General features: G+C 70.9%; 16 protein-coding genes. 8 read left to right on the top strand and 8 right to left on the bottom strand.

The window, feature by feature from the left end:
- The 7 genes from IPK81_11045 to IPK81_11015 all read right to left on the bottom strand — a co-directional run bounded on the left by IPK81_11045 (position 1) and on the right by IPK81_11015 (position 9,345).
- Positions 1–1,116: a response regulator gene (locus IPK81_11045; protein QQS14640.1), complete on the bottom strand. Its 1,116-nt coding sequence runs from the start codon at positions 1,114–1,116 to the stop codon at positions 1–3.
- 7 nt (positions 1,117–1,123) lie between these two features.
- Positions 1,124–1,492, bottom strand: coding sequence for a response regulator (locus IPK81_11040; GenBank protein QQS14639.1), 369 nt, complete (start codon positions 1,490–1,492; stop codon positions 1,124–1,126).
- Positions 1,489–5,520, bottom strand: a complete 4,032-nt coding sequence (locus tag IPK81_11035) for a GAF domain-containing protein (protein ID QQS14638.1) — start codon at positions 5,518–5,520, stop codon at positions 1,489–1,491. The genes IPK81_11040 and IPK81_11035 overlap by 4 nt, the downstream gene beginning before the upstream one ends.
- Positions 5,517–6,422 carry an ABC transporter substrate-binding protein gene (locus IPK81_11030; GenBank protein ID QQS14637.1) on the bottom strand — a complete coding sequence of 302 codons (906 nt, stop codon included), beginning with the start codon at positions 6,420–6,422 and terminating at the stop codon, positions 5,517–5,519. Before IPK81_11030 ends, IPK81_11035 begins: the two co-directional genes overlap by 4 nt.
- A gap of 87 nt (positions 6,423–6,509) precedes the next feature.
- Positions 6,510–7,478, bottom strand: coding sequence for an ABC transporter substrate-binding protein (locus IPK81_11025; protein QQS14636.1), 969 nt, complete (start codon positions 7,476–7,478; stop codon positions 6,510–6,512).
- Positions 7,475–8,425 carry an ABC transporter substrate-binding protein gene (locus tag IPK81_11020; protein ID QQS14635.1) on the bottom strand — a complete coding sequence of 317 codons (951 nt, stop codon included), beginning with the start codon at positions 8,423–8,425 and terminating at the stop codon, positions 7,475–7,477. Before IPK81_11020 ends, IPK81_11025 begins: the two co-directional genes overlap by 4 nt.
- Positions 8,422–9,345: an ABC transporter substrate-binding protein gene (locus IPK81_11015; GenBank protein ID QQS14634.1), complete on the bottom strand. Its 924-nt coding sequence runs from the start codon at positions 9,343–9,345 to the stop codon at positions 8,422–8,424. The genes IPK81_11020 and IPK81_11015 overlap by 4 nt, the downstream gene beginning before the upstream one ends.
- Before the next feature lie 376 nt (positions 9,346–9,721).
- Between IPK81_11015 and IPK81_11010 the strand changes: the two genes are divergently transcribed.
- The 8 genes from IPK81_11010 (at position 9,722) to IPK81_10975 (ending at position 18,971) form a co-directional block, all read left to right on the top strand.
- The gene (locus tag IPK81_11010; protein QQS14633.1) at positions 9,722–11,671 is read left to right on the top strand and encodes an AMP-binding protein; all 1,950 of its coding nucleotides are present in this window, start codon (positions 9,722–9,724) and stop codon (positions 11,669–11,671) included.
- Positions 11,672–11,676: 5 nt separating this feature from the next.
- Positions 11,677–12,465 (top strand): ABC transporter ATP-binding protein, encoded by a 789-nt coding sequence (locus tag IPK81_11005; GenBank protein ID QQS14632.1) that lies wholly within the window; start codon positions 11,677–11,679, stop codon positions 12,463–12,465.
- Positions 12,466–12,478: 13 nt separating this feature from the next.
- On the top strand, positions 12,479–13,405 hold the full coding sequence (locus tag IPK81_11000) for a branched-chain amino acid ABC transporter permease (GenBank protein QQS14631.1): 927 nt from the start codon (positions 12,479–12,481) through the stop codon (positions 13,403–13,405).
- 16 nt (positions 13,406–13,421) lie between these two features.
- The gene (locus tag IPK81_10995; GenBank protein QQS14630.1) at positions 13,422–14,498 is read left to right on the top strand and encodes a branched-chain amino acid ABC transporter permease; all 1,077 of its coding nucleotides are present in this window, start codon (positions 13,422–13,424) and stop codon (positions 14,496–14,498) included.
- A gap of 141 nt (positions 14,499–14,639) precedes the next feature.
- Positions 14,640–15,956, top strand: a complete 1,317-nt coding sequence (locus IPK81_10990) for an ABC transporter substrate-binding protein (GenBank protein QQS15057.1) — start codon at positions 14,640–14,642, stop codon at positions 15,954–15,956.
- 111 nt (positions 15,957–16,067) lie between these two features.
- Entirely contained in the window at positions 16,068–16,910 is an 843-nt protein-coding gene (locus IPK81_10985) for an ABC transporter ATP-binding protein (GenBank protein ID QQS14629.1), read from the top strand.
- A 62-nt stretch (positions 16,911–16,972) separates the two neighbouring features.
- Entirely contained in the window at positions 16,973–17,656 is a 684-nt protein-coding gene (locus IPK81_10980) for a zinc metallopeptidase (protein QQS14628.1), read from the top strand.
- 76 nt (positions 17,657–17,732) lie between these two features.
- Positions 17,733–18,971, top strand: coding sequence for an AMP-binding protein (locus IPK81_10975; protein ID QQS14627.1), 1,239 nt, complete (start codon positions 17,733–17,735; stop codon positions 18,969–18,971).
- Positions 18,972–19,009: 38 nt separating this feature from the next.
- Here IPK81_10975 and IPK81_10970 read toward each other — a convergent pair whose 3' ends face one another.
- Positions 19,010–20,014 carry a tripartite tricarboxylate transporter substrate binding protein gene (locus IPK81_10970; protein ID QQS14626.1) on the bottom strand — a complete coding sequence of 335 codons (1,005 nt, stop codon included), beginning with the start codon at positions 20,012–20,014 and terminating at the stop codon, positions 19,010–19,012.
- Positions 20,015–20,379 lie beyond the last annotated feature (365 nt).

The following is a 20,379-nucleotide window of genomic DNA, read 5'->3' as shown; positions in this document are numbered from 1 at the left end:
TCAGGTCCGCATCCCGACCACGTTGTGCACCTCGATCGGACGCGCCAGCCCCTTGAGGCTGAACTCGCCGAGCGGCTCCAGCGCCGCGATCGCGTCGACCGCGACCGCGACGCGCGGACTTATCAGGATCTGGCCGTCCTTGGCCTCGGCGCAGAGCCGCGCCGCGAGGTTCGGGGTCGTGCCGATGGCGCTGTAGTCGAAGCGGTCTCGGAAGCCGATGCGCCCCAGCGTGGCGAAACCCTGCGCCACGCCGATTCCGAATCCAAGCTGGTGGCCGCGCCGCCGCCACGTCCTGGCGAGCTCCGCCACGGCGTCGCGCATCGCGACGGCGAGACCGACCGCGCGCTCCGCCGGGTCGGGACAGGGCAGGGGGTCGTTGAAGAACACCATCAGGCCGTCGCCGGTGAAGCGGTCCAGCGTGCCCTCGGCGCTCTCGATCAGCGGCCCCAGCGCGCCGTGGTATTCGCCGAGGACCGACATGATCTCCTCGGGCTCCGCCGTCTCGACGAAAGCGGTGTAGCCCCGCAGGTCGCACAGCAGCACCGAGACGTCGCGCCGGTGGCTCTCGAGCACCGACTCGTCGCCGCGCGCCACGATCGCCTCGGCCAGCTGCGGCGCCAGGAACCGCTTCAACGCGCCGATGCGGTCGATCTCGCGCACCTGCTCCGCGACGCGCCGCTCGAGCTCGGCGTTCATGCCGGCGAGGTCGCGCGCCTGGCTCTGCACCTGGTCGTGCAGGCGCTTGATGCGCAGCATGGCGCGCACGCGCGCCACCAGCGTGGCGTGGTCGAACGGCTTGAAGAGATAGTCGTCGGCGCCGGCGTCGAGGCCGGTCACGAGGTCCTTGGTCTCGGCCCGCGCCGTCACCAGGATGATCGGCACGAACGGCAGCGCGGCGTCGGCGCGCAGACGGCGGCAGACCTCGAAACCGTCCATGCCCGGCATCATCACGTCGAGCAGCACGAGATCCGGCGGGGACGCGGCGATCCGCGCCAGCGCGTCGAGCCCGTCGACCGCGTCCTCGATCGCGTAGCCCAGGCTCTCCAGCCGGGCGCGCAGGATGTCGCGGTTCTCCGCGATGTCGTCGACCACGAGAATGCGCGCGGGAGCGTCCACCTTCCGGCTACTCCCCGAGATGGGTCCGGATCATCGCCAGCAGCTGGCGCGGGCTGTACGGCTTGGCGAGATAGGCGTCGCAGCCGGCGTCCTTGGCCTTCTGGTCGTCGCCGCTCAGCGCGTAGGACGTCACGGCGATGATCGGGATGTGGCGCGTGCCCTCGTTCGCCTTGATGCGGCGCGTGGCCTCGTAGCCGTCGAACACCGGCAGCTGGATGTCCATCAGGATCAGGTCGGGCACCTCGCGGATCGCCGCCTCGACGCCCTCGCCGCCGTCGACGGCCTCGATCAGCTCGTAGCCGACGCTGGTCAGCAGATCGCGCACGATCCGCCGGTTGTCCTCGGTGTCCTCGATCACGAGCACGCGCTTGGTCATGCCCCCACCTGCGATTCGACGTTGATCGGGAGTGTGACACGGAACGTCGATCCCTGTCCCGGGACCGACTCGACCGCCAGGCGGCCGCCATGCATCTGCACGATGCGGCGCGAGATGGCCAGACCCAGCCCGGTGCCGCCCTTCTTGCGGGTGCTGCTGTTGTCCACCTGCTGGAACTCCTCGAAGATCCGCTGCTGGTCCTCCGGCGCGATGCCGGGCCCGGTGTCGGACACGCTGATCTCGAACATGCCGTCGCGCGCCGCCGCGCGGATCGCGACCTCGCCGCTGTCGGTGAACTTGATGGCGTTGCCCGCCAGGTTCAGCAGCACCTGCGCGATCCGGCGCTCGTCGCCGCGGCCGTTGGGCAGGCCCTCGGCGACCTCGGTGCGCAGCGCCAGCCCCTTGGCCGACGCCAGCGACCCGGTGGCCGCGGCGACGGTGGCGACCACCGATCCGACCGCGTAGGGCTCCAGGGTCAGGTTCAGCTGCCCGGCCTCGATCTTCGACAGGTCGAGCACGTCGTTGATCAGCGCCAGCAGGTGGCGGCCGTTGGTCTGGATGCGCTCCAGCACCTCGCGCGCCTTGTCGGGCACGTCGCCGTAGATGCCGTCGACGATCAGCTCGGCGTAGCCCAGCACGGCGTTGAGCGGCGTGCGCAGCTCGTGGCTCATGTTGGCGAGGAACTGCGACTTGTGGCGGCTGGCGATCTCGAGCTGGAGGCTCTTGTCGCGGATCTCCGTCAGCAGGCGCACGTTCTCGATCGCGATGACGGCCTGGTCGGCGAACGCGCGGACGAGATCGATCTGCGCCGGCGTGAACGGCTCGACGCGCGTGCGCGCCAGGCACAGGACGCCGGTCAACTGGCCTTCCCGCGTCAGCGGGACACCGAGCATCGTGCGCACGCTGCCGATTTCGGCTTCGTCCTTGAGCTCGTAGTCCGGGTCGGCCAGAGCGTCGAGCACATGCGCCGTCTCGCCTTCCAGCGCCACCCGGCCGACGAGCGTGCCGCGTCCGGCCGTTATCTCCTGGCGCGCCTCCCGCGCGGCGACCTCGGGATGCTGGTGGAAGCCGACGATCTGCCGGAAGACCCCGTCGACCGGCTGGAAGACGTTGCCCATGTCGGCGTCGCAGATGCGGACGGCGGTGACGATCAGCGAATGCAGCACGGGCTCCAGATCGAAGGTCGACCGGCTGATCACCTTCAGCACGTCGGCGGTCGCGGTCTGGTACTCCAGCGCCTCGCTGAGCTCGTCCGTCCGCGCGCGCAGCTCGCCCAGCAGGCGCGAGTTCTCGACCGCGATCACCGCCTGGTCGGCGAAGCTGCGCACCCGCTCGATGTCGGTGGACGTGAACGCCTCGACCCGCGTGCGCGACAGCGCCATCACGCCGATGACCTGCCCCTCGCGCATCAGCGGCACGCCCAGCATCGTGCGCACGTTGCCGACCGCGGCGTCGTCCTTCGGCGCGTACTCCGGATCGGCCAAGGCGTCGAGCACGTGCACCACCGCCCCGTCCATCGCCACCCTGCCGACCAGCGTGCCCCGGCCGGGCGCGATCTCCTGGTCCTTCTCGCGCGCTTCGTACTCGGGATAGAGGTGCAGCCCCACGTGCTGCTTGAACACGCCGCCGGACGGCAGGAAGACGCCGCCCATATCCGCGCCGGCGACGCGCACGGCGGTCCCCAGCAGCGAGCGCAGCACCGGGTCGAGGTCGAAGGTCGAGCGGCTGATCACCTTCAGCACGTCGGTCGCCGCGGTCTGGTACTCCAGCGCTTCGCTGAGCTCGTCCGTCCGCGACCGGAGCTCGCCCAGCAGGCGGGAATTCTCGATCGCGATCACCGCCTGGTCGGCGAACGTGCCGAGCAGCGCGATCTGCTTCTCGGAGAACGGCCGCGCCTCCTGGCGCGCGGCGACGATGCGGCCGAGCAGCACATCGTCCTTCAGCAGCGGAACGGTGAGCAATGTCCGGATTCCGCCGAGGTCCACCGTCGCGCGCAGGATCGGGTCGCCGGCCGGGGATCGGGCGACGAACTCCGCCATATCGGCGACCTGGACCGGGCGGCCGCCGCCGGAGAGCAGAAGGTTGCCGGCGCTGGCCCGGTATCCCTCCCTCAGCATCGCCGCGAACGGCTCGGCCATGCCCCGGACCGCGACCGCCCGGAACCGCTCCCCGTCGTAGAGCTGCAGGCTGCCGCACGGCGCGCCACACAGGCTGTGCGCCTTCTCCAGTATCGCGTCGAACACCGGCGCGAGGTCGCCGGGCGAGGCGTTGATGACCCGCAGCACGTCCGCCGTCGCCGTCTGCCGTTCCAGCGCCTCGCGCTGCTCGGTGATCAGGCGCGCGTTCTCCATCGCGATCACCGCCTGGTCGGCGAACGTGGTGAGCAGGCCGACCTGCTGCTCGGTGAACGGCCGGACCTCCTGCCGGTAGATCGACAGGACGCCCATCACCTCGCCTTGCCGCAGCATCGGCACGCACAGCAGCGAGCGGACGCCGCCCAGTTCGACGCCCATGCCCCGCGACGGGCCGCTGGCGCGATCCACGACGGCGCGCGCGTCCTCGACCTGCGCCGGCCGCCGGCTGACCCGCGCCCGGGCCAGCGGCGTCTCCGGCCCCGGCCGCAGCGTTCCGTCCTTCAGACCACGCGTCAGGAAGTCGGCGTAGGCCGGCGGGACGTCGCGCATCGCCACGGGCCGCGCCATCTCGCCGTCGACCATCCACAACACGCCGAACGCCGCCTCGCAGAGCCGGGTGCCGTGCTGGAGGATCGACTGGAACATCGGCTGCAGATCGTCGGGCGTGCTGGCGATCAGGCGCAGGATCTCGCCCGACGCGGTCAGCTCGTCGACCGACCGCGCCAGCTCCTGCGTGCGCTCGTCGACCTTCTGCTCGAGACCGGCGTAGCTCTCCTCCAGCCGCTCGGCCATGCGGTTGAACGTGCCGGCCAGCTCCTCGATCTCGTCGCCGGTGCGCACCTCGATGCGGTGTCCGAGGTCGCCGGCGCCGAGCTCGGCGGCGCCGGTCGACAGCGCGCGGATCGGCACGATCATGCGCCGCGCCATCACCCAGGCGGCGAGCGCGGCGATCACCAGGCCGACCGCCAGCAGCGCGCCGGTCTGCCACAGCGCCTGGTAGAGCGGCCGGTACGCCTCGCTGAGCGGCAGTTCGACGAACACCAGCCAGCCGAGATCCGGGATGACGGCCGCCGCCGACAGGACGCGCGCGCCGTCGAGGTTGACGCCGGTCACCACCGGCGGCGGGCCGGTCTCCTGCGGATCGCGCGCCAGCTCCGACGTCGCGCGCACGTGCGCGAGGCGGGTCATGTCGGTGTTGCGCAGCACCAGGCTGATGTCGGGATGGGCGATCAGCCGGCCGCCGCGGTCGACGACGTAGGCGTAGCCCTTGTCGCCGATCTTGATGGCGTTGACGACGTCCCACGTCAGCTTGAGGTTGACCTCGGCGACGGTGGCGCCGGCCCGCCGTCCGGCACGCGCCAGCGACACCGACATGTAGGGCTCGGACTCCTTGCGGAGGTAGACCGGGCTGTACCAGGCGCGGCGGTCCTGGATCTGCAGGAAGCGCGCGTCGGTCGACCAGTCGGCGCCGGAGGCGACCACGTCCATCGCCAGCCGCGAGACCTTGAGCTGCTCGCGTCCCGTGCCGTCGATCTGCGCCAGCTCGGTGATCGCCGGCACCTGGCGCAGCAGGCGGATGAAGTCGAAGCGGCGCGTCTCGAGCGGCCCGGCGGCCCATTGCGGCGCCGTCGTCCAGCCGATCTGGCGCTCGATCTCGCCGATGAACTGGCTGACCCGCTGGCCGGCGGACTCGGCCTTCTCGCGCTGGATGCGCGCCAGCGTGTCGCGCGCGTTCTCGTAGGCGAACCACGTGTCGAAGCCGCCGTTGATGGCGAGCACCACCGTCACGATGCCCATCAGCGACAGGAAGTACTTGGCGAACAGCCCGCCGCGCCGCGTCGGCGCGGGCGCGGGCGGCGCGGCCGCCGTGTCCGGCGTCGCGGCGGCGGTCATTCGATCACCTCGTCGGCGCGCTCGGTCAACAGCGGTGGGATCTCGTACCCGAGAGCGCGCGCCGTGCGCTGGTTGATGACCAGCTCGAACCTGGTCGGCTGGTTGAACGGGATGTCGCGCGGGCTCGCGCCGGAGAGGATCCGCGCCAGCGCGGCGCCGACCTGGCGGTAGGTGTTCCTGGGATCGATGCCGTAGGACATCAATCCGCCGACCTCGACCCAGTCGCGCGATTCGTGGATCGCCGGCAACCGCGTCCGCGCCGCCGACGCGACGATCAGGCGCTGGTACACGGTGTTCTCGGCCTGCGCGGCGACGAGGAGCGAATCGGCCCGCTCCGCGGCCGCGGTGGCGAAGGCGGCGAGATAGGCCGCCTCATCGATGGTTCCGCCGCCGAGCACCGGGAACACCGCGACGCCCAGCTGGGCGCAGACGTCGCGCAGGAAGCGCGCGTCCGGGCCGTCCCACGAGGCCGCGCGGCCGAGATACGCAAGCCTGACGATCGCCGGCGCCAGTTGGCGCAGCAGCTCGACGCGCTTGCCGACGATCTCGACCCCGGCGTCTATGGACACGCCGGTGACGTTGGCCGTCGGCCGCGACAGGCTCGTCGTGAAGCCGTTCCCCACGAAGTCGTTGGAGATCGCCACGATCGGAATCGACCCGGTCGCGGCCATCAGCGCGCGGCCGACCGGCGCGGTCGTGGTGAAGATCGCGTCCGGCCGCAAAGCGACGGCCTCGTGCGCGATGGCCGGCAGCCGCTCGGCGCGGCCTTCCGCCGACCACCGGTCGACGACGAGTCCGCCACCCTCCGCGTACCCGAGCCGTGAGAGCTCCTCGAACAGCGCCTTGTAGCGCGGCGATCCCGCCGGCGTCATCGTCGCGACGGGCGCAACGGGATGGACCATGGCGACGCGCCGCCGCGCGCGGACGTTGCGCGGCCACGGCGAGCGGCGCGGCGAGAGCGCCTGCCGCGCCGAGCATGAGCCGCCGCCTCATTCGATCACCTCGTCGGCGCGGGCGAGGACGATGGCGGGCAGGGCGCGGCCGATCGCGTCGGCGGTCCGCTTGTTGGCGACCGTCTCGATCACCGTCGGCCACTCGACCGGGATGTCGCCGGCGCGCGCGCCACCGGCGATGCGCTCCACGAACACGGCGAGCCGGGCGACCAGCGCCGGGTAGTTCGGACCGAAGCTGGCGAGGCCGCCGACCTCGCAGAAATCGCGCCGCGGGAACACGCTCGGCACGCGCATGCGGCGCGCCTGGTCGGCGATCAGGTGCCGGTTGGGCAGCGTGACCGAGTCGTTGAAGCAGAGCATCGAATCGCAGCGCGCCGCCTCGCCCTCGGCCAGCGCGGCCTCCAGCGCGGCGCGGTCGCGCACCGGCCGGACCATCAGCTCCAGGCCGAGCTGCGCGCCGGCGCCTTGCGTGCGGCTGCGCTCCTCGGTCTCGCCGGGGTGGTCCGGGCTCTGCACCACCAGCGTCCGGCGCGCGTCCGGCGCGATCTCCCGCAGCAGCTCCAGCCGCTTGCCCACGAGCTCCCACATCAGCTGCGAGTTGCCGGTGGCGTTGCCGCCGGGGCGCGCGAGGCTGCGCACGTAGCCGGCCACGACCGGATCGCCGCTGAACGAGAACACGACCGGCACGGCGCGTTCCGCGACCGGCACCACCCGCGTCGCCGCGCCGATGGCCACGAGCACGTCGATCCCCTCGCCCAGCAGCGGATCGAGCAGCGCCGGCAGCCGCGACGTGTCGCTGTTCGCGAAGCGCGTCCGCAGGACGTAGTCGCGCCCCTCCACCCAGCCGATCCGGCCCAGTCCGGCGCCGAACAACGCGAACGCCGTCTCGCCGGGACCGCCGGCGCCGAGATAGCCGATCCGGAAGGGGCGCGCGGGACGCTGGGCCCGCGCCGCGCCGGTCGTGGCGAGCGCTCCACCGCCGGCGAGGACGGCCCGCCGCCTCATTCGATCACCTCGTCGGCGCGCTGCAGGAACGCCGACGGGACCTCGATCCCCAGCGCCTTCGCGGTCCGCAGGTTGACGAGCAGGTCGAACTGCGTCGGGCGCATCACCGGCAGGTCGGCCGGGTTGGCGCCCTTGAATATCCGGTCGAGATAGGTCGCGACCAGGCGGTAGCGCTCGGCGAGATTCGAGCCGTAGGCGAGCAATCCGCCGCTGTGCGCGAAGACGCGGTTGTCCGACATCGCCGGCAGGCGGTGCGCCAGCGCCAGCTCGGCGATGCGTTTCACGGGCAGGCTGGGCTGCACGATCGCGGCGTCGATCCGCCGTTCGACCATCGACCGGACGAGCCCGTCGAGCGCGCCGGCGTCGTCCACGCCGACGACCTCGACCGCGAGTCCGATACGCGGCGCCGCGGCCTCGATCTGGCGTACGAAAGGGACCGCGAACGGGTCCGGCGGATTGGTCATGACGCCGATCCGCCGCGCCGCCGGCAGCAATTCGCGCAGCAGCTCCAGGCGCTTGCCGCCGAGCTCCGCCGTCGAGGCGTCGATGCCCGTCACGTTGCCGCCGGGCCGCGCCAAACTGGCCACCAGACCGTTGCCGACCGGGTCGCCGGCCGACATCACGATCGGAACGCCGCTCGTCGCGCGCCGGGCGGCGACCGCCGGCGGCGTCTGCCACGCGACGATGGCGTCGACCTTGGCGGCGACCAGCTCGCGCGCCAGCGCGTCGAGGCGGTTCGTGTCGCCGTCCGCCGACCGGAAGTCGACGATGAACGCCACACCCTCGACCAGGCCGCGCTCGGCCATCGCCTTGCGCAGCAGCGCCGCGTCGAACAGCGTCTCGTTCATCATCAGCACGCCGACGCGGCGCGGTCCGCCCGTCCGGGCGCCGGCCGGCGTCGCGAGAAGCCCGCCGGCCAGCGCCGAGAGCAGTCCGCGCCGCCTCATTCGACCACCTCGTCGGCGAGTTCCAGCACAGAGGGCGGCACGGTCAGTCCGAGCGCGCGGGCGGCCTTCATGTTGACGACCAGGCGGAACTTCGACGGCTGCTCGATCGGCAGATCGCCGTGCGCCGCGCCTTTGAGGATGCGGTCGATGTACACGCCGATCCGGAGGTTGAGCGCGGCGCGGTCGGCGCCGAAGGCGAGCAGCGCGCCGGCGTCGACGAAGCCGGGCTGGTCGCCGACGCAGGGTATCTTGTGGACCATCGCGGCGTCGATGAAGCGCCGCGCGACGCCGAGGAACAGCGTCTGGAGGATGACGGCCTCGGCGCCCGCCGCGCGCATGCGTTCGAGCGCGTCGGGGAATTCCTCGGCGCCGCGCACGCGCACGGGGACGACCGCCACGCCGACGCTCGCGCCGGCGGCCAGGGTCTCGCGCACGAAGGTCTCGCCGTTCGGGTCCACCGAGGAGGCGAGGAAGCCCACCCGCCGGATCCGGGGCAGCACGTCCTTCAGTATCTGCAGGCGCTTCGGGGCGAGCTCGGGGCCGATCGTGGTCACCCCCGTGATCAGGCCGCCGGGCCGTGTCAGGTTGCCGACGATGCCGGTCGCCAGCACGTCCGCGGCCGTGATCACCACGGGCGTCCGGTGCGCGGCCTCCTTGACGGCGTGCACGGTCGGCGTCGAGTGCGCGTAGATCAGCGACACGCCCGCCGCCTCGAGCTCCTCGGCCGCCTGGCGGGCGCGCGCGCGGCTGGTCCCCGCCCAGCGCCACAGGATCTCGATGTTGCGCCCCTCGACGTAGCCGAGCGGCAGCAATCCGTCGCGCAGTTCGACCATGCGGTACGTCGCGTCGGCGGATTCCCAGTGGATCGCGCCGATGCGCGCGGGTCGCTGGGCGAGCGCCGCGCGCGCGTCCCGCGCCATCGACGCACACGATGGCGGCCGCGAGTCGAGTGAACGCGACGCGACGCTTCATCGGGCCTTCCACCAATTTTCGTCCGGTCTCCCCGACGGCCCATGTGGACGTCCGCCCCGGCGAAGCCGGCCAAAGTCCGCCGGCACGCTACCCCATCCGACGCGTCGCCGCGAACGATGTTCGCGGGCCGGCGGATCCGGGCGGCGGCCCGGCGCCCGCCTCTACGATTTGTCGCAGGGCGCGCGCTTGACCACCCGGAGGCGACCCGCTACCAAACGCCGTCTTAAAGCATTGCTGCAACGCACAAAAACGCGCGATGCGTTCGACGGCCCGTAAGATGGCCGCGACGCCAACGACGCGACGACGACGTCATTGGGAGGACGTATGGCTCACGGGGGCCCGGAGACCGCCGACACTTTTCCGAAGCTGCTGGCACGCAACGCGCGTGATCGCGGCGGGCGGCCCGCCTATCGCGAAAAGGAATACGGCATCTGGCAGACCTACACCTGGTCGCGGATGCTGGCGGAAACGCGCGCGTTCGCCGCCGGTCTGGCGGCGTTGGGGTTCGGCCGCGGCGACAAGCTGGTCATCGTCGGCGACAACCGTCCGCGGCTCTACTGGGCGATGGACGCGGCCCAGATGCTCGGCGGCATCCCGGTGCCCGTATACCAGGACGCGGTCGCGACCGAGATGGCCTACGTCGTGGAGAACGCCGACGCCCGCTTCGCGCTGGCCGAGAACCAGGAGCAGATCGACAAGCTGCTCGAGATCCGCGACTCGGTGCCGGCGCTCGCCACCCTGATCTACGAGGATCCGCGCGGCCTGCGCGACTACGAGGGCCTCCACTCCTACGCGGCCGTCCAGGACAAGGGCCGGGCGCTCGAGCGCGACAAGCCGGGTTTCCTCGACGCCGAGATCGCCAAGGGGGCCGGCGGCGACGCCGCCGTGATGCTCTACACCTCGGGCACGACCGGCCGTCCCAAGGGCGTCGTGCTGAGCTTCGACAACCTCCGGATCAGCGCCGCCAACGCCGCCGAGTTCGACGGCCTGCGCGACACCGACGAGATCCTGAGCTACCTGCCGATGGCGTGGGTCGGCGACCACATCTTCTCCTACGCCCAGGGCCACGTCGTCGGCTTCACGGTGAACTGCCCGGAATCGGCGGAGACGGTCCAGACCGACCTGCGCGAGATCGGACCCACCTACTATTTCGCCCCGCCGCGCGTGCTCGAGAGCATGCTGACTTCCATGATGATCCGCATGGAGGACGCCGGCGCCCTCAAGCGGCGGATGTTCGCGTACTTCATGGAGGTCGCGCGCCGGGTCGGCGGCGCGTTGCTGGACGGCCGGCCCGTGCCGCTGGGCGACCGCCTGCTCCACGCGCTGGGCGGATGGCTGGTGGTCGGCCCGCTGCGCAACACGCTGGGGATGTCGCGGGTGCGCGTCGCCTACACCGCCGGCGAGGCGGTGGGGCCGGACATCTTCAATTTCTACCGCTCGCTCGGCATCAACATGAAGCAGCTCTACGGCCAGACCGAGGCCAGCGTGTTCGTGACGATGCATCCCAACGGCGACGTCCGGCTGGAGACCGTCGGCAAGCCGGCGCCGCAGGTCGAGATCAAGGTGGCCGACAACGGCGAGATCCTGTTCCGCGGACCCGGCGTGTTCCTCGAGTACTACAAGAACCCGGCGGCGACGGCGGAGACGAAGACGGCCGACGGCTGGGTCCATTCGGGCGACGCCGGCTACGTCGACGATTCCGGGCACCTGCGCATCATCGACCGCGCCAAGGACGTCGGGAAGCTGACGGACGGCACGCTGTTCGCGCCGAAGTACATCGAGAACAAGCTGAAGTTCTACCCGCACATCAACGAGGCTGTGGCGTTCGGCGACGGCCGGGGCTTCGTGACGGCCTTCATCAACATCGACCTCGTGGCGGTCGGCAACTGGGCCGAGCGCCAGGACATCGCCTACGCGTCCTACCAGGAGCTGGCGGCGCGGCCGGAGGTGCTCGACCTGGTCGCGGGCGAGGTCGGGCAGGTCAACCGCGACCTGGCGGCCGACCCGAAGATGGCCGGGGCCCAGATCCGGCGCTTCCTGATCCTGCCGAAGCTGCTGGAGGCCGACGACGGCGAGCTGACGCGCACCCGCAAGGTCCGGCGCGGCTTCATCGCCGAGCGCTACGGCGCGCTGATGGAGGCGCTGTACGACGGCCGCGACCGCGCCCATATCCGCACCGAGGTCACCTTCGAGGACGGCCGCAAGGGCATGGTCGAGGGCGACGTGGCGATCCGCGACGTGGCGCCGTCGCCGGCGCTGCGCAAGGCGGGTTGAACGCCATGACGCGCGCGCGCGATTTCACCGAGGTCCTGCTGTCGGTCGAGGACATCTCGCTGTCGTTCGGCGGCGTCAAGGCGCTGACCGGCATCAGCTTCGACATCCGCCGCGGCGAGGTCCGCGCCATCATCGGACCCAACGGCGCCGGCAAGTCCTCGATGCTCAACTGCATCAACGGCTTCTACCATCCGCAGGAGGGCCGCATCACCTACAAGGGCGTGACGCGCGAGCGGATGAAGCCGCACGAGGCGGCGGCGCAGGGCATCGCGCGGACGTTCCAGAACATCGCCTTGTTCAAGGGCATGTCGACGCTCGACAACATCATGACCGGCCGCAACCTCAAGATGTCGACCGGCGTGTTCGCGCAGGCGCTGCATCTCGGCGCCGCCCGGCGCGAGGAGATCGAGCACCGCGCGCACGTCGAGCGGGTCATCGACTTCCTCGAGATCCAGCACGTGCGCAAGACGCCGGTCGGCCGCCTGCCCTACGGGCTGCAGAAGCGCGTCGAGCTGGGCCGCGCGCTGGCCGCCGAGCCCGAGCTGCTGCTGCTCGACGAGCCCATGGCCGGCATGAACATCGAGGAGAAGCAGGACATGTGCCGCTTCGTGCTCGAGGTCAACGAGGAGTTCGGCACCACGATCTGCCTGATCGAGCACGACATGGGGGTGGTGATGGACATCTCCGACCGCGTCGTCGTGCTCGACTACGGCCGCAAGATCGGCGACGGCACGCCCGCGGAGGTGAAGGCGGATCCCGAAGTGATCGCCGCCTACCTCGGCACGACGCACTGAGAGGGCCGCGGAGATGGGTTTCTTCATCGAGGTCCTCACCGGCGGTCTTCTCGCCGGCGTCCTCTACTCGCTGGTCGCGCTCGGCTTCGTGCTGATCTTCAAGGCGTCGGGCGTGTTCAACTTCGCGCAGGGCGCGATGGTGCTGACGGCGGCGCTGGCGCTGGTCCGGTCGCTGGAGGTGATGCAGGGCAAGTGGGGCTGGCCGTTCGGCGTGGCGCTGGTCGCCGCGTTCGCCTTCGCCGGCGCCGTCATGGCGGTGGTCGCGTGGGGGGTCGAGCGCCTGGTGCTGCGCAAGCTCGTGAACCAGGAGGGCATCATCCTGTTCATGGCGACGATCGGCGTCACCTTCTTCATCGAGGGGCTGGCGCAGACGGTGTTCGGCTCCGACGTCTATCCGCTCCACATCGGCCTGCCCAAGGAGCCCATGTTCATCCTCGAGGCGGTGTTCGACGGCGGCGTGCTGGTGAACCAGCTCGACGTCTGGGCGGGCGTGATCGCCGGCCTGCTGGTGGCCGCGCTGGCGGTGTTCTTCCAGCGCACCCGCGTCGGACGCGCGCTGCGCGCGGTCGCCGACGACCACGCCGCCGCCCAGTCCGTCGGCATCCCGCTGAACCAGATCTGGTTCATCGTCTGGCTGGTCGCCGGGCTGGTGGCGCTGGTGGCCGGCGTGGTCTGGGGCAGCAAGCTCGGCGTGCAGTTCTCGCTGTCGCTGGTGGCGCTCAAGGCGCTGCCGGTGGTGATCCTCGGCGGCCTGACCTCGGTGCCCGGCGCCATCATCGGCGGCCTGATCATCGGCGCCGGCGAGAAGCTGGCCGAGGTGTACGTCGGTCCGTCGATGGGCGGCGGCATCGAGATCTGGTTCGCGTACGTGCTGGCGCTCGCCTTCCTGCTGGTCAGGCCGCAGGGCCTGTTCGGCGAGAAGATCATCGAGCGCGTCTGAGGCCGGGGGAAACGCCGTGATCTACCGCGAAGCCGGCCAGTACAAGACGTCCTACGTCGACGACCAGGCGATCTTCCCGATCCTGCAGGACAAGGCCGTGGTGCTGGCGGCGGTCGCCGCCGCGTACCTGCTGGTTCCGGCGTTCGCCTCCGACTACATGTACAAGGCGATCCTGATCCCGACCGTCATCCTCGCGCTGGCGGCGATCGGCCTCAACGTGCTGATGGGCTACTGCGGACAGGTGTCGCTCGGCTCCGGCGCCTTCATGGCGATCGGCGCCTACGCCGCCTACAACCTCGCGATCCGCCTGGATTTCCTCAACCCCTTCGTCTGCGTGCTGCTCAGCGGTTTCGCCGCCGCCGCCGTCGGGGTGGCGTTCGGAATCCCCAGCCTGCGCATCAAGGGCTTCTACCTGGCCTGCGCCACGCTGGCGGCGCAGTTCTTCTTCGACTGGGCGTTCCTGCGCGTGAAGTGGTTCACCAACTACACGCCGTCGGGCTCCGTCAACGCCCCGCCGCTCCAGGCGTTCGGCCTCGACCTGTCGTCGCCGACCGCGAAGTACCTGGTGGCGCTGACCTTCACCGTGGCGCTGGCGCTGGCCGCCAAGAACCTGGTGCGCGGCCATATCGGCCGCCAGTGGATGGCGATCCGCGACATGGACATCGCCGCCGAGATCATCGGCATCCGCCCGATGTTCGCCAAGCTCAGCGCCTTCGCTGTGTCGTCGTTCCTGATCGGCGTCGCCGGCGCGCTCTGGGCGTTCGTGCACCTCGGCTCGTGGGAGCCGCTGACCTTCAACATCGACCGCTCGTTCCAGCTGATGTTCATGATCATCATCGGCGGGCTGGGGTCGATCCTCGGCAGCTTCCTCGGCGCGGCGTTCGTGGTCGTGCTGCCGATCTTCCTCAACCAGGCGCTGCCGCCGCTCGGCGCCCTGGTCGGATGGACGATCAGCACCGCGACCGTGTCGCACATCGAGTTCATGGTGTTCGGCGCGCTGATCGTGTTCTTCCTGATCGTCGAGCCGCACGGGCTCGCGCGGCTGTGGTCGATCGCCAAGGAGAAGCTGCGCCTGTGGCCGTTCCCGCACTGAGCGCGGACGGTCCGGGGCCGCGGCGCGCCCGCCGCGGTCGCCCGGGATGGCGGTGCGTGGTCGGGCGCTCTATCTTCCGGACACCAGCGGGCGCCGCCCGCCGACGGTCCGGCAAAAGGAGGAAGCGAGATGGGTAAAGCGATGAGGTTGGGGATGCTCGCCGCAGCCATGGTGGCGGGCGCGGCGTCGTTGGCCGCGCCGGCGTCGGCGCAGAACGAGCAGTTCGTGCCGCTGCTGGTGTACCGCACCGGCGCCTACGCGCCGAACGGCATCCCGTTCGCCAACGGCATGGGCGACTACCTGCGGATGATCAACGAGCGCGACGGCGGCATCAACGGCGTCAAGCTGACGTTCGAGGAGTGCGAGACCGGCTACGCCACCGACCGCGGCGTCGAGTGCTACGAGCGCCTCAAGGGCAAGGGCCCGACCGGCGCGTCGTTCGTCAGCCCGCTGTCGACCGGCATCACCTTCGCGCTGACCGAGAAGGCGCCGGGCGACAAGATCCCGCTGATCACGATGGGCTACGGCCGGTCGGAGTCGCGCGACGGCGCGGTGTTCCAGTGGAACTTCCCGCTGCTCGGCACCTACTGGACGGCGGCCAACGTCGCCATGCAGCACATCGCCAAGGAGATGGGCGGCGCCGACAAGCTCAAGGGCAAGAAGATCGCGCTGGTCTACCACGACTCGCCCTACGGCAAGGAGCCGATCGCCCTGCTCGACGCGATGAGCAAGCGGCTCGGCTTCGAGTTCCTGCCGATCCCCGTGCCGCATCCCGGCAACGAGCAGAAGTCGCAGTGGCTGCAGATCCGCCAGCAGCGGCCGGACTACGTGCTCCTGTGGGGCTGGGGCGTGATGAACTCGACCTCCGTGACCGAGGCCGGCAACGTCAACTACCCGCGCGACAAGATGATCGGCGTGTGGTGGTCGGGCGCCGAGCCCGACGTGATCCCGGCCGGCGAGAAGGGCGCGGGCTACAAGGCGCTGATGCTGCAGCACGGCTCCGGCAAGTACGCCGTGCACGTCGACATCGAGAAGTTCGTCGTGTCGAAGGGGCAGAGCCAGGCCAAGCCGGAGGAGATCGGCCACGTGCTCTACAACCGCGGCCTGATCAACGCGATGCTCGGCGTCGAGGCGATCCGCACCGCGCAGGCCAAGTTCGGCAACAAGCCGCTGACCGGCGAGCAGGTCCGCTGGGGCCTCGAGAACCTCAACCTCACGGCCGAGCGCATCAAGGCGCTGGGCTTCGAGGGCGTGCTGCAGCCGCTCAAGGTGACCTGCGCCGACCACGAGGGCGCGCGCGCCTCGCGCCTGCACCAGTGGGACGGCAAGGCCTGGAAGGTGATCTCCGACTGGTACCAGGGCGACGACCAGATCCTGGCGCCGATGGTCAAGGAGACGGCGGCCAAGTACGCGGCCGAGAAGAAGATCACGCCGCGCGACTGCTCCAAGGACGGCTGACGCCGACCGGTTCCTCCCGCGCCCTCCGGGGCGCGGGGGTTTCCGCCGGGCCCGCGCCGCCGCGCGGTCCCCGCCGAAGCGCCGACCGGCCAACCACGGAAACGACCGACCATGTCCGCCGCCCCGACCGCCACCGCCGCGGCCCCCGCCGCCGCGCCGCCGATCCTCGCCGTCGCCAACGTCGAGGTCATCTACAACCACGTCATCCTCGTGCTGAAGGGCGTGTCCCTGTCGGTGCCCGAGGGCGGCGTGGTGGCGCTGCTCGGCGCCAACGGCGCCGGCAAGTCGACGACGCTCAAGACGATCTCCTGCCTGCTGCGCACCGAGCGCGGCGACGTCACCAAGGGCTCGGTCACCTACCGCGGCGAACGCGTCGACCAGCTGACCTCGAACGAGCTGGTGCGGCGCGGCGTGATCCAGGTGATGGAGGGGCGGCACTGCTTCGGCCACCTCACGATCGAGGAGAACCTGCTGACCGGGGCCTTCATCCACGGCGGCAAGCGCAAGCAGATCGCCGACGACCTGGAGAAGGTCTACCACTACTTCCCGCGGCTCAAGACGCGGCGCTCCAGCCAGGCCGGCTACACGTCGGGCGGCGAGCAGCAGATGTGCGCGATCGGCCGCGCGCTGATGAGCCGCCCGCGCACCATCCTGCTCGACGAGCCGTCCATGGGTCTCGCGCCGCAGCTGGTCGAGGAGATCTTCGAGATCGTGCGCGCGCTCAACGAGAAGGAGCGCGTCAGCTTCCTGCTGGCCGAGCAGAACACCAACGTGGCGCTTCGCTACGCCCACTACGGCTACATCCTCGAGAACGGCCGCGTCGTGCTCGACGGCGACGCGGCGGCGCTGCGCGAGAACGAGGACGTCAAGGAGTTCTACCTCGGCCTCGGCTCGGCCGGCCGCAAGAGCTTCCGGGACGTCAAGCAGTACCGCCGCCGCAAGCGCTGGCTCTAGCGCCGCGGCCCGCCCGTCGCGCCGCGGCTTGCCGCCCGGCGGCCGGCGCGGCAGCATGCGGCGTGCTGATCGTCGTCCTCCTCCCGGTCCTGCTCGCGGTCGTGTTCGGCCCGCAGCTCTGGGTCCGGCGCGTCATGCGCGCCAACGCCGCCGACCGGCCCGATTTCCCCGGCACCGGCGGCGAGCTGGCGCGCCACCTGCTCGACCGCGCCGGCCTGGCGGACGTGAAGGTCGAGCGCGTCGTCGACGGCGACCACTACGATTCGCGCGACCGCGCCGTGCGCCTGTCCGCCGCCAATTTCGACGGGCGCTCGGTCACGGCGGTCGCCGTCGCGGCGCACGAGGTCGGCCACGCGCTGCAGCACGCCGCCGGCATGCCGATGTTCCACTGGCGCCAGCGTCTGGCGGGGTTCGCGATCCGCGTCGAGCAGGTCGCCGCCGTGGTCATGGTGCTGGTGCCGGTCGTCGCCATCGCCACGCGCGCGCCGGCGCTGTTCATCGGCCAGATCGCGCTGGGGATCGCGCTCCTGGCGTGCCGCGTGGTCGTCCACCTCGCGACGCTTCCGGTCGAGTTCGACGCCAGCTTCGGCCGCGCCCTGCCGGTGCTGGAGGGCGAGGGCTACCTGCCGCCGGCCGACATCCCCGCCGCCCGCGGCGTGCTGCGCGCGGCGGCGCTCACCTACGTCGCCGCCGCGCTGGTGAGCCTGCTCGACCTCACCCGGTGGATCCGCGTCCTGCGCTTCTGACCACGGCTTGCCGCGGGGCCGGATCGCTGGGATTGTGGCGCCGGCGATGGAGAAGTCCGCGCAGGGGAGGCGCGCCATGTCGAAGCACTACGACACCCTCGAGACCCGGGATCCGGCCGAGCGCGAGCGCGCGCAGATGGCGGCGTTGCCGGCGCAGATCGCGCACGCCAAGGCGAACTCGCCGTTCTTCGCGGAGCATCTCAAGGATGTCGATCCGGCCGGCGTCACCAGCCGCGCCGCGCTGGCCCGGCTGCCGGTGCTGCGCAAGTCGACGCTGGGCGCGCTGCAGAAGGCCAAGCCGCCGATGGGCGGGCTGCTGGGCGTGCCGATGTCGCAGATCCGGCACGTGTTCATGTCGCCGGGGCCGATCTTCGAGATCGACACCGACGAGAAGGACTTCTTCCGCGGCGCCCGCGGCATGTACGCCGCCGGCTTCCGCGCCGACGACATCGTGCACAACACCTACTCCTACCATCTGACGCCCGCCGGCATGATGATGGAGTCGTCGATCCGCGCCATCGGCTGCGCCGTGGTCCCCGCCGGCGTCGGCAACACCGAGCTGCAGCTCGACGCCATCGAGGCGATCCGTCCGACCGCCTACGTCGGCACGCCCTCCTTCCTGCGCATCCTGCTGGAGAAGGCCGCGGAGCTGGGCCGCGACGTGTCGTCGATCAAGAAGGCGGTGGTCGGCGCCGAGGCGTTCCCGCCGGCGCTGCGCAAGGAGTTCAACGCCCGCGGCATCTTCGCGCTCCAGGGCTACGGCACCGCCGATCTCGGCAGCGTCGCCTACGAGAGCGAGGCGCTCGAGGGCATGATCATCGACGAGGGCGTGATCGTCGAGATCGTGCGTCCGGGCACCGGCGATCCCGTGCCAGACGGCGAGGTCGGAGAGGTCGTCGTCACGACCTTCAACAAGGCCTATCCGCTGGTCCGCTTCGGCACCGGCGACCTGTCGGCGGTGCTGGCGGGGACCAGCCCGTGCGGGCGCACCAACACCCGCATCAAGGGCTGGATGGGCCGCGCCGACCAGCGCACCAAGGTGAAGGGCATGTTCGTCGACCCCGAGCAGGTGGTCGCCGTCCAGAAGCGCCACCCCGAGCTGCTGAAGGTGCGCCTCGTGGTGGAGTGGATCGACAAGCAGGACGTCATGGTCCTGAAGGCCGAGGCCGCCGGCGGCGGCTCGCCGGAGCTGGCCAAGGCTGTCGAGGCCAGCGTCCAGGGCTTGTGCAAGGTGCGCGGCGGCGTGGCGTTCGTCGCGCCGGGCAGCCTGCCGAACGACGGCAAGGTGATCGACGACGCGCGCAAGTACGACTGAGCCGTCCGCCGGCGCGGCGTGGCCGGCGGGCCGCGGCCTCAGTTCACGTCGAGCTGGAGGCCTTCCTTCTGGATCACGCCCTTCCACTGCGCGATCTGCGCGTTGACGAAGGCCGCGAACTCGGCGGGCGGCGACCAGGCCGGATAGCCGGCCATCTGCTCGAAGCGCTTCTTCGTCGCGTCCTGCTCGATCCAGACCTTGATCTCGGCGTTGAGCGAATCGACGGCCGCCTTCGGCACGCCGGCGGCGTAGAACATGCCGAACCAGGCCGAGACGTCGAACGGCGCCAGTTCCGGCATCGTCTCGCGGATCGGCTGCAGCTCGGGCACCATCGGATTGCGGCGCGCGGAGGTGATGCCCAGCGCGCGCAGCTTGCCGGCGCGCACGAACTCGATCGCCGTGGTCAGGTTGTCGAAGAAATACTGCGTCTGACCGGCGACGAGGTCGGCCAGCGCCGGCGCGGCGCCCCGGTAGGGCACGTGCGTCGCCTTGGCGCCGACGAGCTGGAGGAACCAGGCGCCGGAGAGGTGCGGCGACTGGCCGGTGCCGGACGAGGCGTAGGAGACCTTGCCATCCTGCTTGCGCAGCCAAGCGACGAACTCGGGAACCGTCGTGGCCGGCACCGAGGGATGCACCACCAGCACGTTCGGCGTCGCCAGCACGTTGCTGACCGGAACCAGCCCTTCGATCTTGTACGGCAGGTTGCGGTACAGCGAGTAGGCGATCGACTGCGGGCCGATGTTGCCCATGAGGATGGTGTGCCCGTCGGGATTGGCGCGCAGCACCTCCATCGTGCCGACCACGCCGCCGGCGCCGGATTTGTTGTCGATGACGACGGACACGCCCCACGCCTGCTGCAGATGGGCGCCGATGAGGCGCGCGAGGATGTCGGTGCCGCCGCCCGGCGCCGCAGGGACGACGATGCGCACGGACTGCGTCGGCTTCCAAGCGGCTTGCGCGCGCCCGATCGAGGGTGCCGCGAGGGCCGGGAGGGCGGCGGCGGCGAGCACGGCGCGGCGGGGGATTCGAGGCTGACGGATCATGGCGGGGGCGCTCCGGAAGGGCGGTCGTTGACGGCGGCGGACCCTATCGATGGCGTCGCGCCGCCACAATCGCGCCGACCGCGGACCTGCCCGGCGTTTGCGCGCGAAAAATTCATCGCGGCGGCGCAGTTGGCTCTGGCGCGGCGGGGACGGCTGGCATACAAGAGGCGCCAATCGGATTCGGGAATATGGCACAAGTAATTGTGTTAAATTCCGGACGGTTACAACAACCCGTTGAAACGGAGGCTCGCCTATGTGGCGCGCTGCTTTGGCCGGGGTGACGGCCCTCTTCCTCACCGCCAGCGCTCTTCCGGCTCTCGCCCAGTTCAAGCCGATCGGGGTCGACAAGTCCCCGCCGATGGACA

The organism is Rhodospirillales bacterium, from assembly GCA_016699855.1.
Taxonomy (GTDB): domain Bacteria; phylum Pseudomonadota; class Alphaproteobacteria; order Reyranellales; family Reyranellaceae.
Note: the sequence above shows the minus strand (reverse complement) of the source record. Positions and strands in the feature narration are given on the sequence as shown.

Excerpts from the sequence above, each read along its gene's own strand:
- IPK81_10990 (QQS15057.1), top strand. The coding sequence starts at position 14,640 with ATGAGGTTGGGGATGCTCGCCGCAGCCATGGTGGCGGGCGCGGCGTCG.
- IPK81_11030 (QQS14637.1), bottom strand. The coding sequence starts at position 6,422 with ATGGTCCATCCCGTTGCGCCCGTCGCGACGATGACGCCGGCGGGATCG.
- IPK81_11035 (QQS14638.1), bottom strand. The coding sequence starts at position 5,520 with ATGACCGCCGCCGCGACGCCGGACACGGCGGCCGCGCCGCCCGCGCCC.
- IPK81_10970 (QQS14626.1), bottom strand. The coding sequence starts at position 20,014 with ATGATCCGTCAGCCTCGAATCCCCCGCCGCGCCGTGCTCGCCGCCGCC.
- IPK81_11010 (QQS14633.1), top strand. The coding sequence starts at position 9,722 with ATGGCTCACGGGGGCCCGGAGACCGCCGACACTTTTCCGAAGCTGCTG.
- IPK81_11005 (QQS14632.1), top strand. The coding sequence starts at position 11,677 with ATGACGCGCGCGCGCGATTTCACCGAGGTCCTGCTGTCGGTCGAGGAC.
- IPK81_11025 (QQS14636.1), bottom strand. The coding sequence starts at position 7,478 with ATGAGGCGGCGGGCCGTCCTCGCCGGCGGTGGAGCGCTCGCCACGACC.
- IPK81_11000 (QQS14631.1), top strand. The coding sequence starts at position 12,479 with ATGGGTTTCTTCATCGAGGTCCTCACCGGCGGTCTTCTCGCCGGCGTC.
- IPK81_10985 (QQS14629.1), top strand. The coding sequence starts at position 16,068 with ATGTCCGCCGCCCCGACCGCCACCGCCGCGGCCCCCGCCGCCGCGCCG.
- IPK81_11020 (QQS14635.1), bottom strand. The coding sequence starts at position 8,425 with ATGAGGCGGCGCGGACTGCTCTCGGCGCTGGCCGGCGGGCTTCTCGCG.
- IPK81_10975 (QQS14627.1), top strand. The coding sequence starts at position 17,733 with ATGTCGAAGCACTACGACACCCTCGAGACCCGGGATCCGGCCGAGCGC.
- IPK81_11040 (QQS14639.1), bottom strand. The coding sequence starts at position 1,492 with ATGACCAAGCGCGTGCTCGTGATCGAGGACACCGAGGACAACCGGCGG.
- IPK81_11015 (QQS14634.1), bottom strand. The coding sequence starts at position 9,345 with ATGGCGCGGGACGCGCGCGCGGCGCTCGCCCAGCGACCCGCGCGCATC.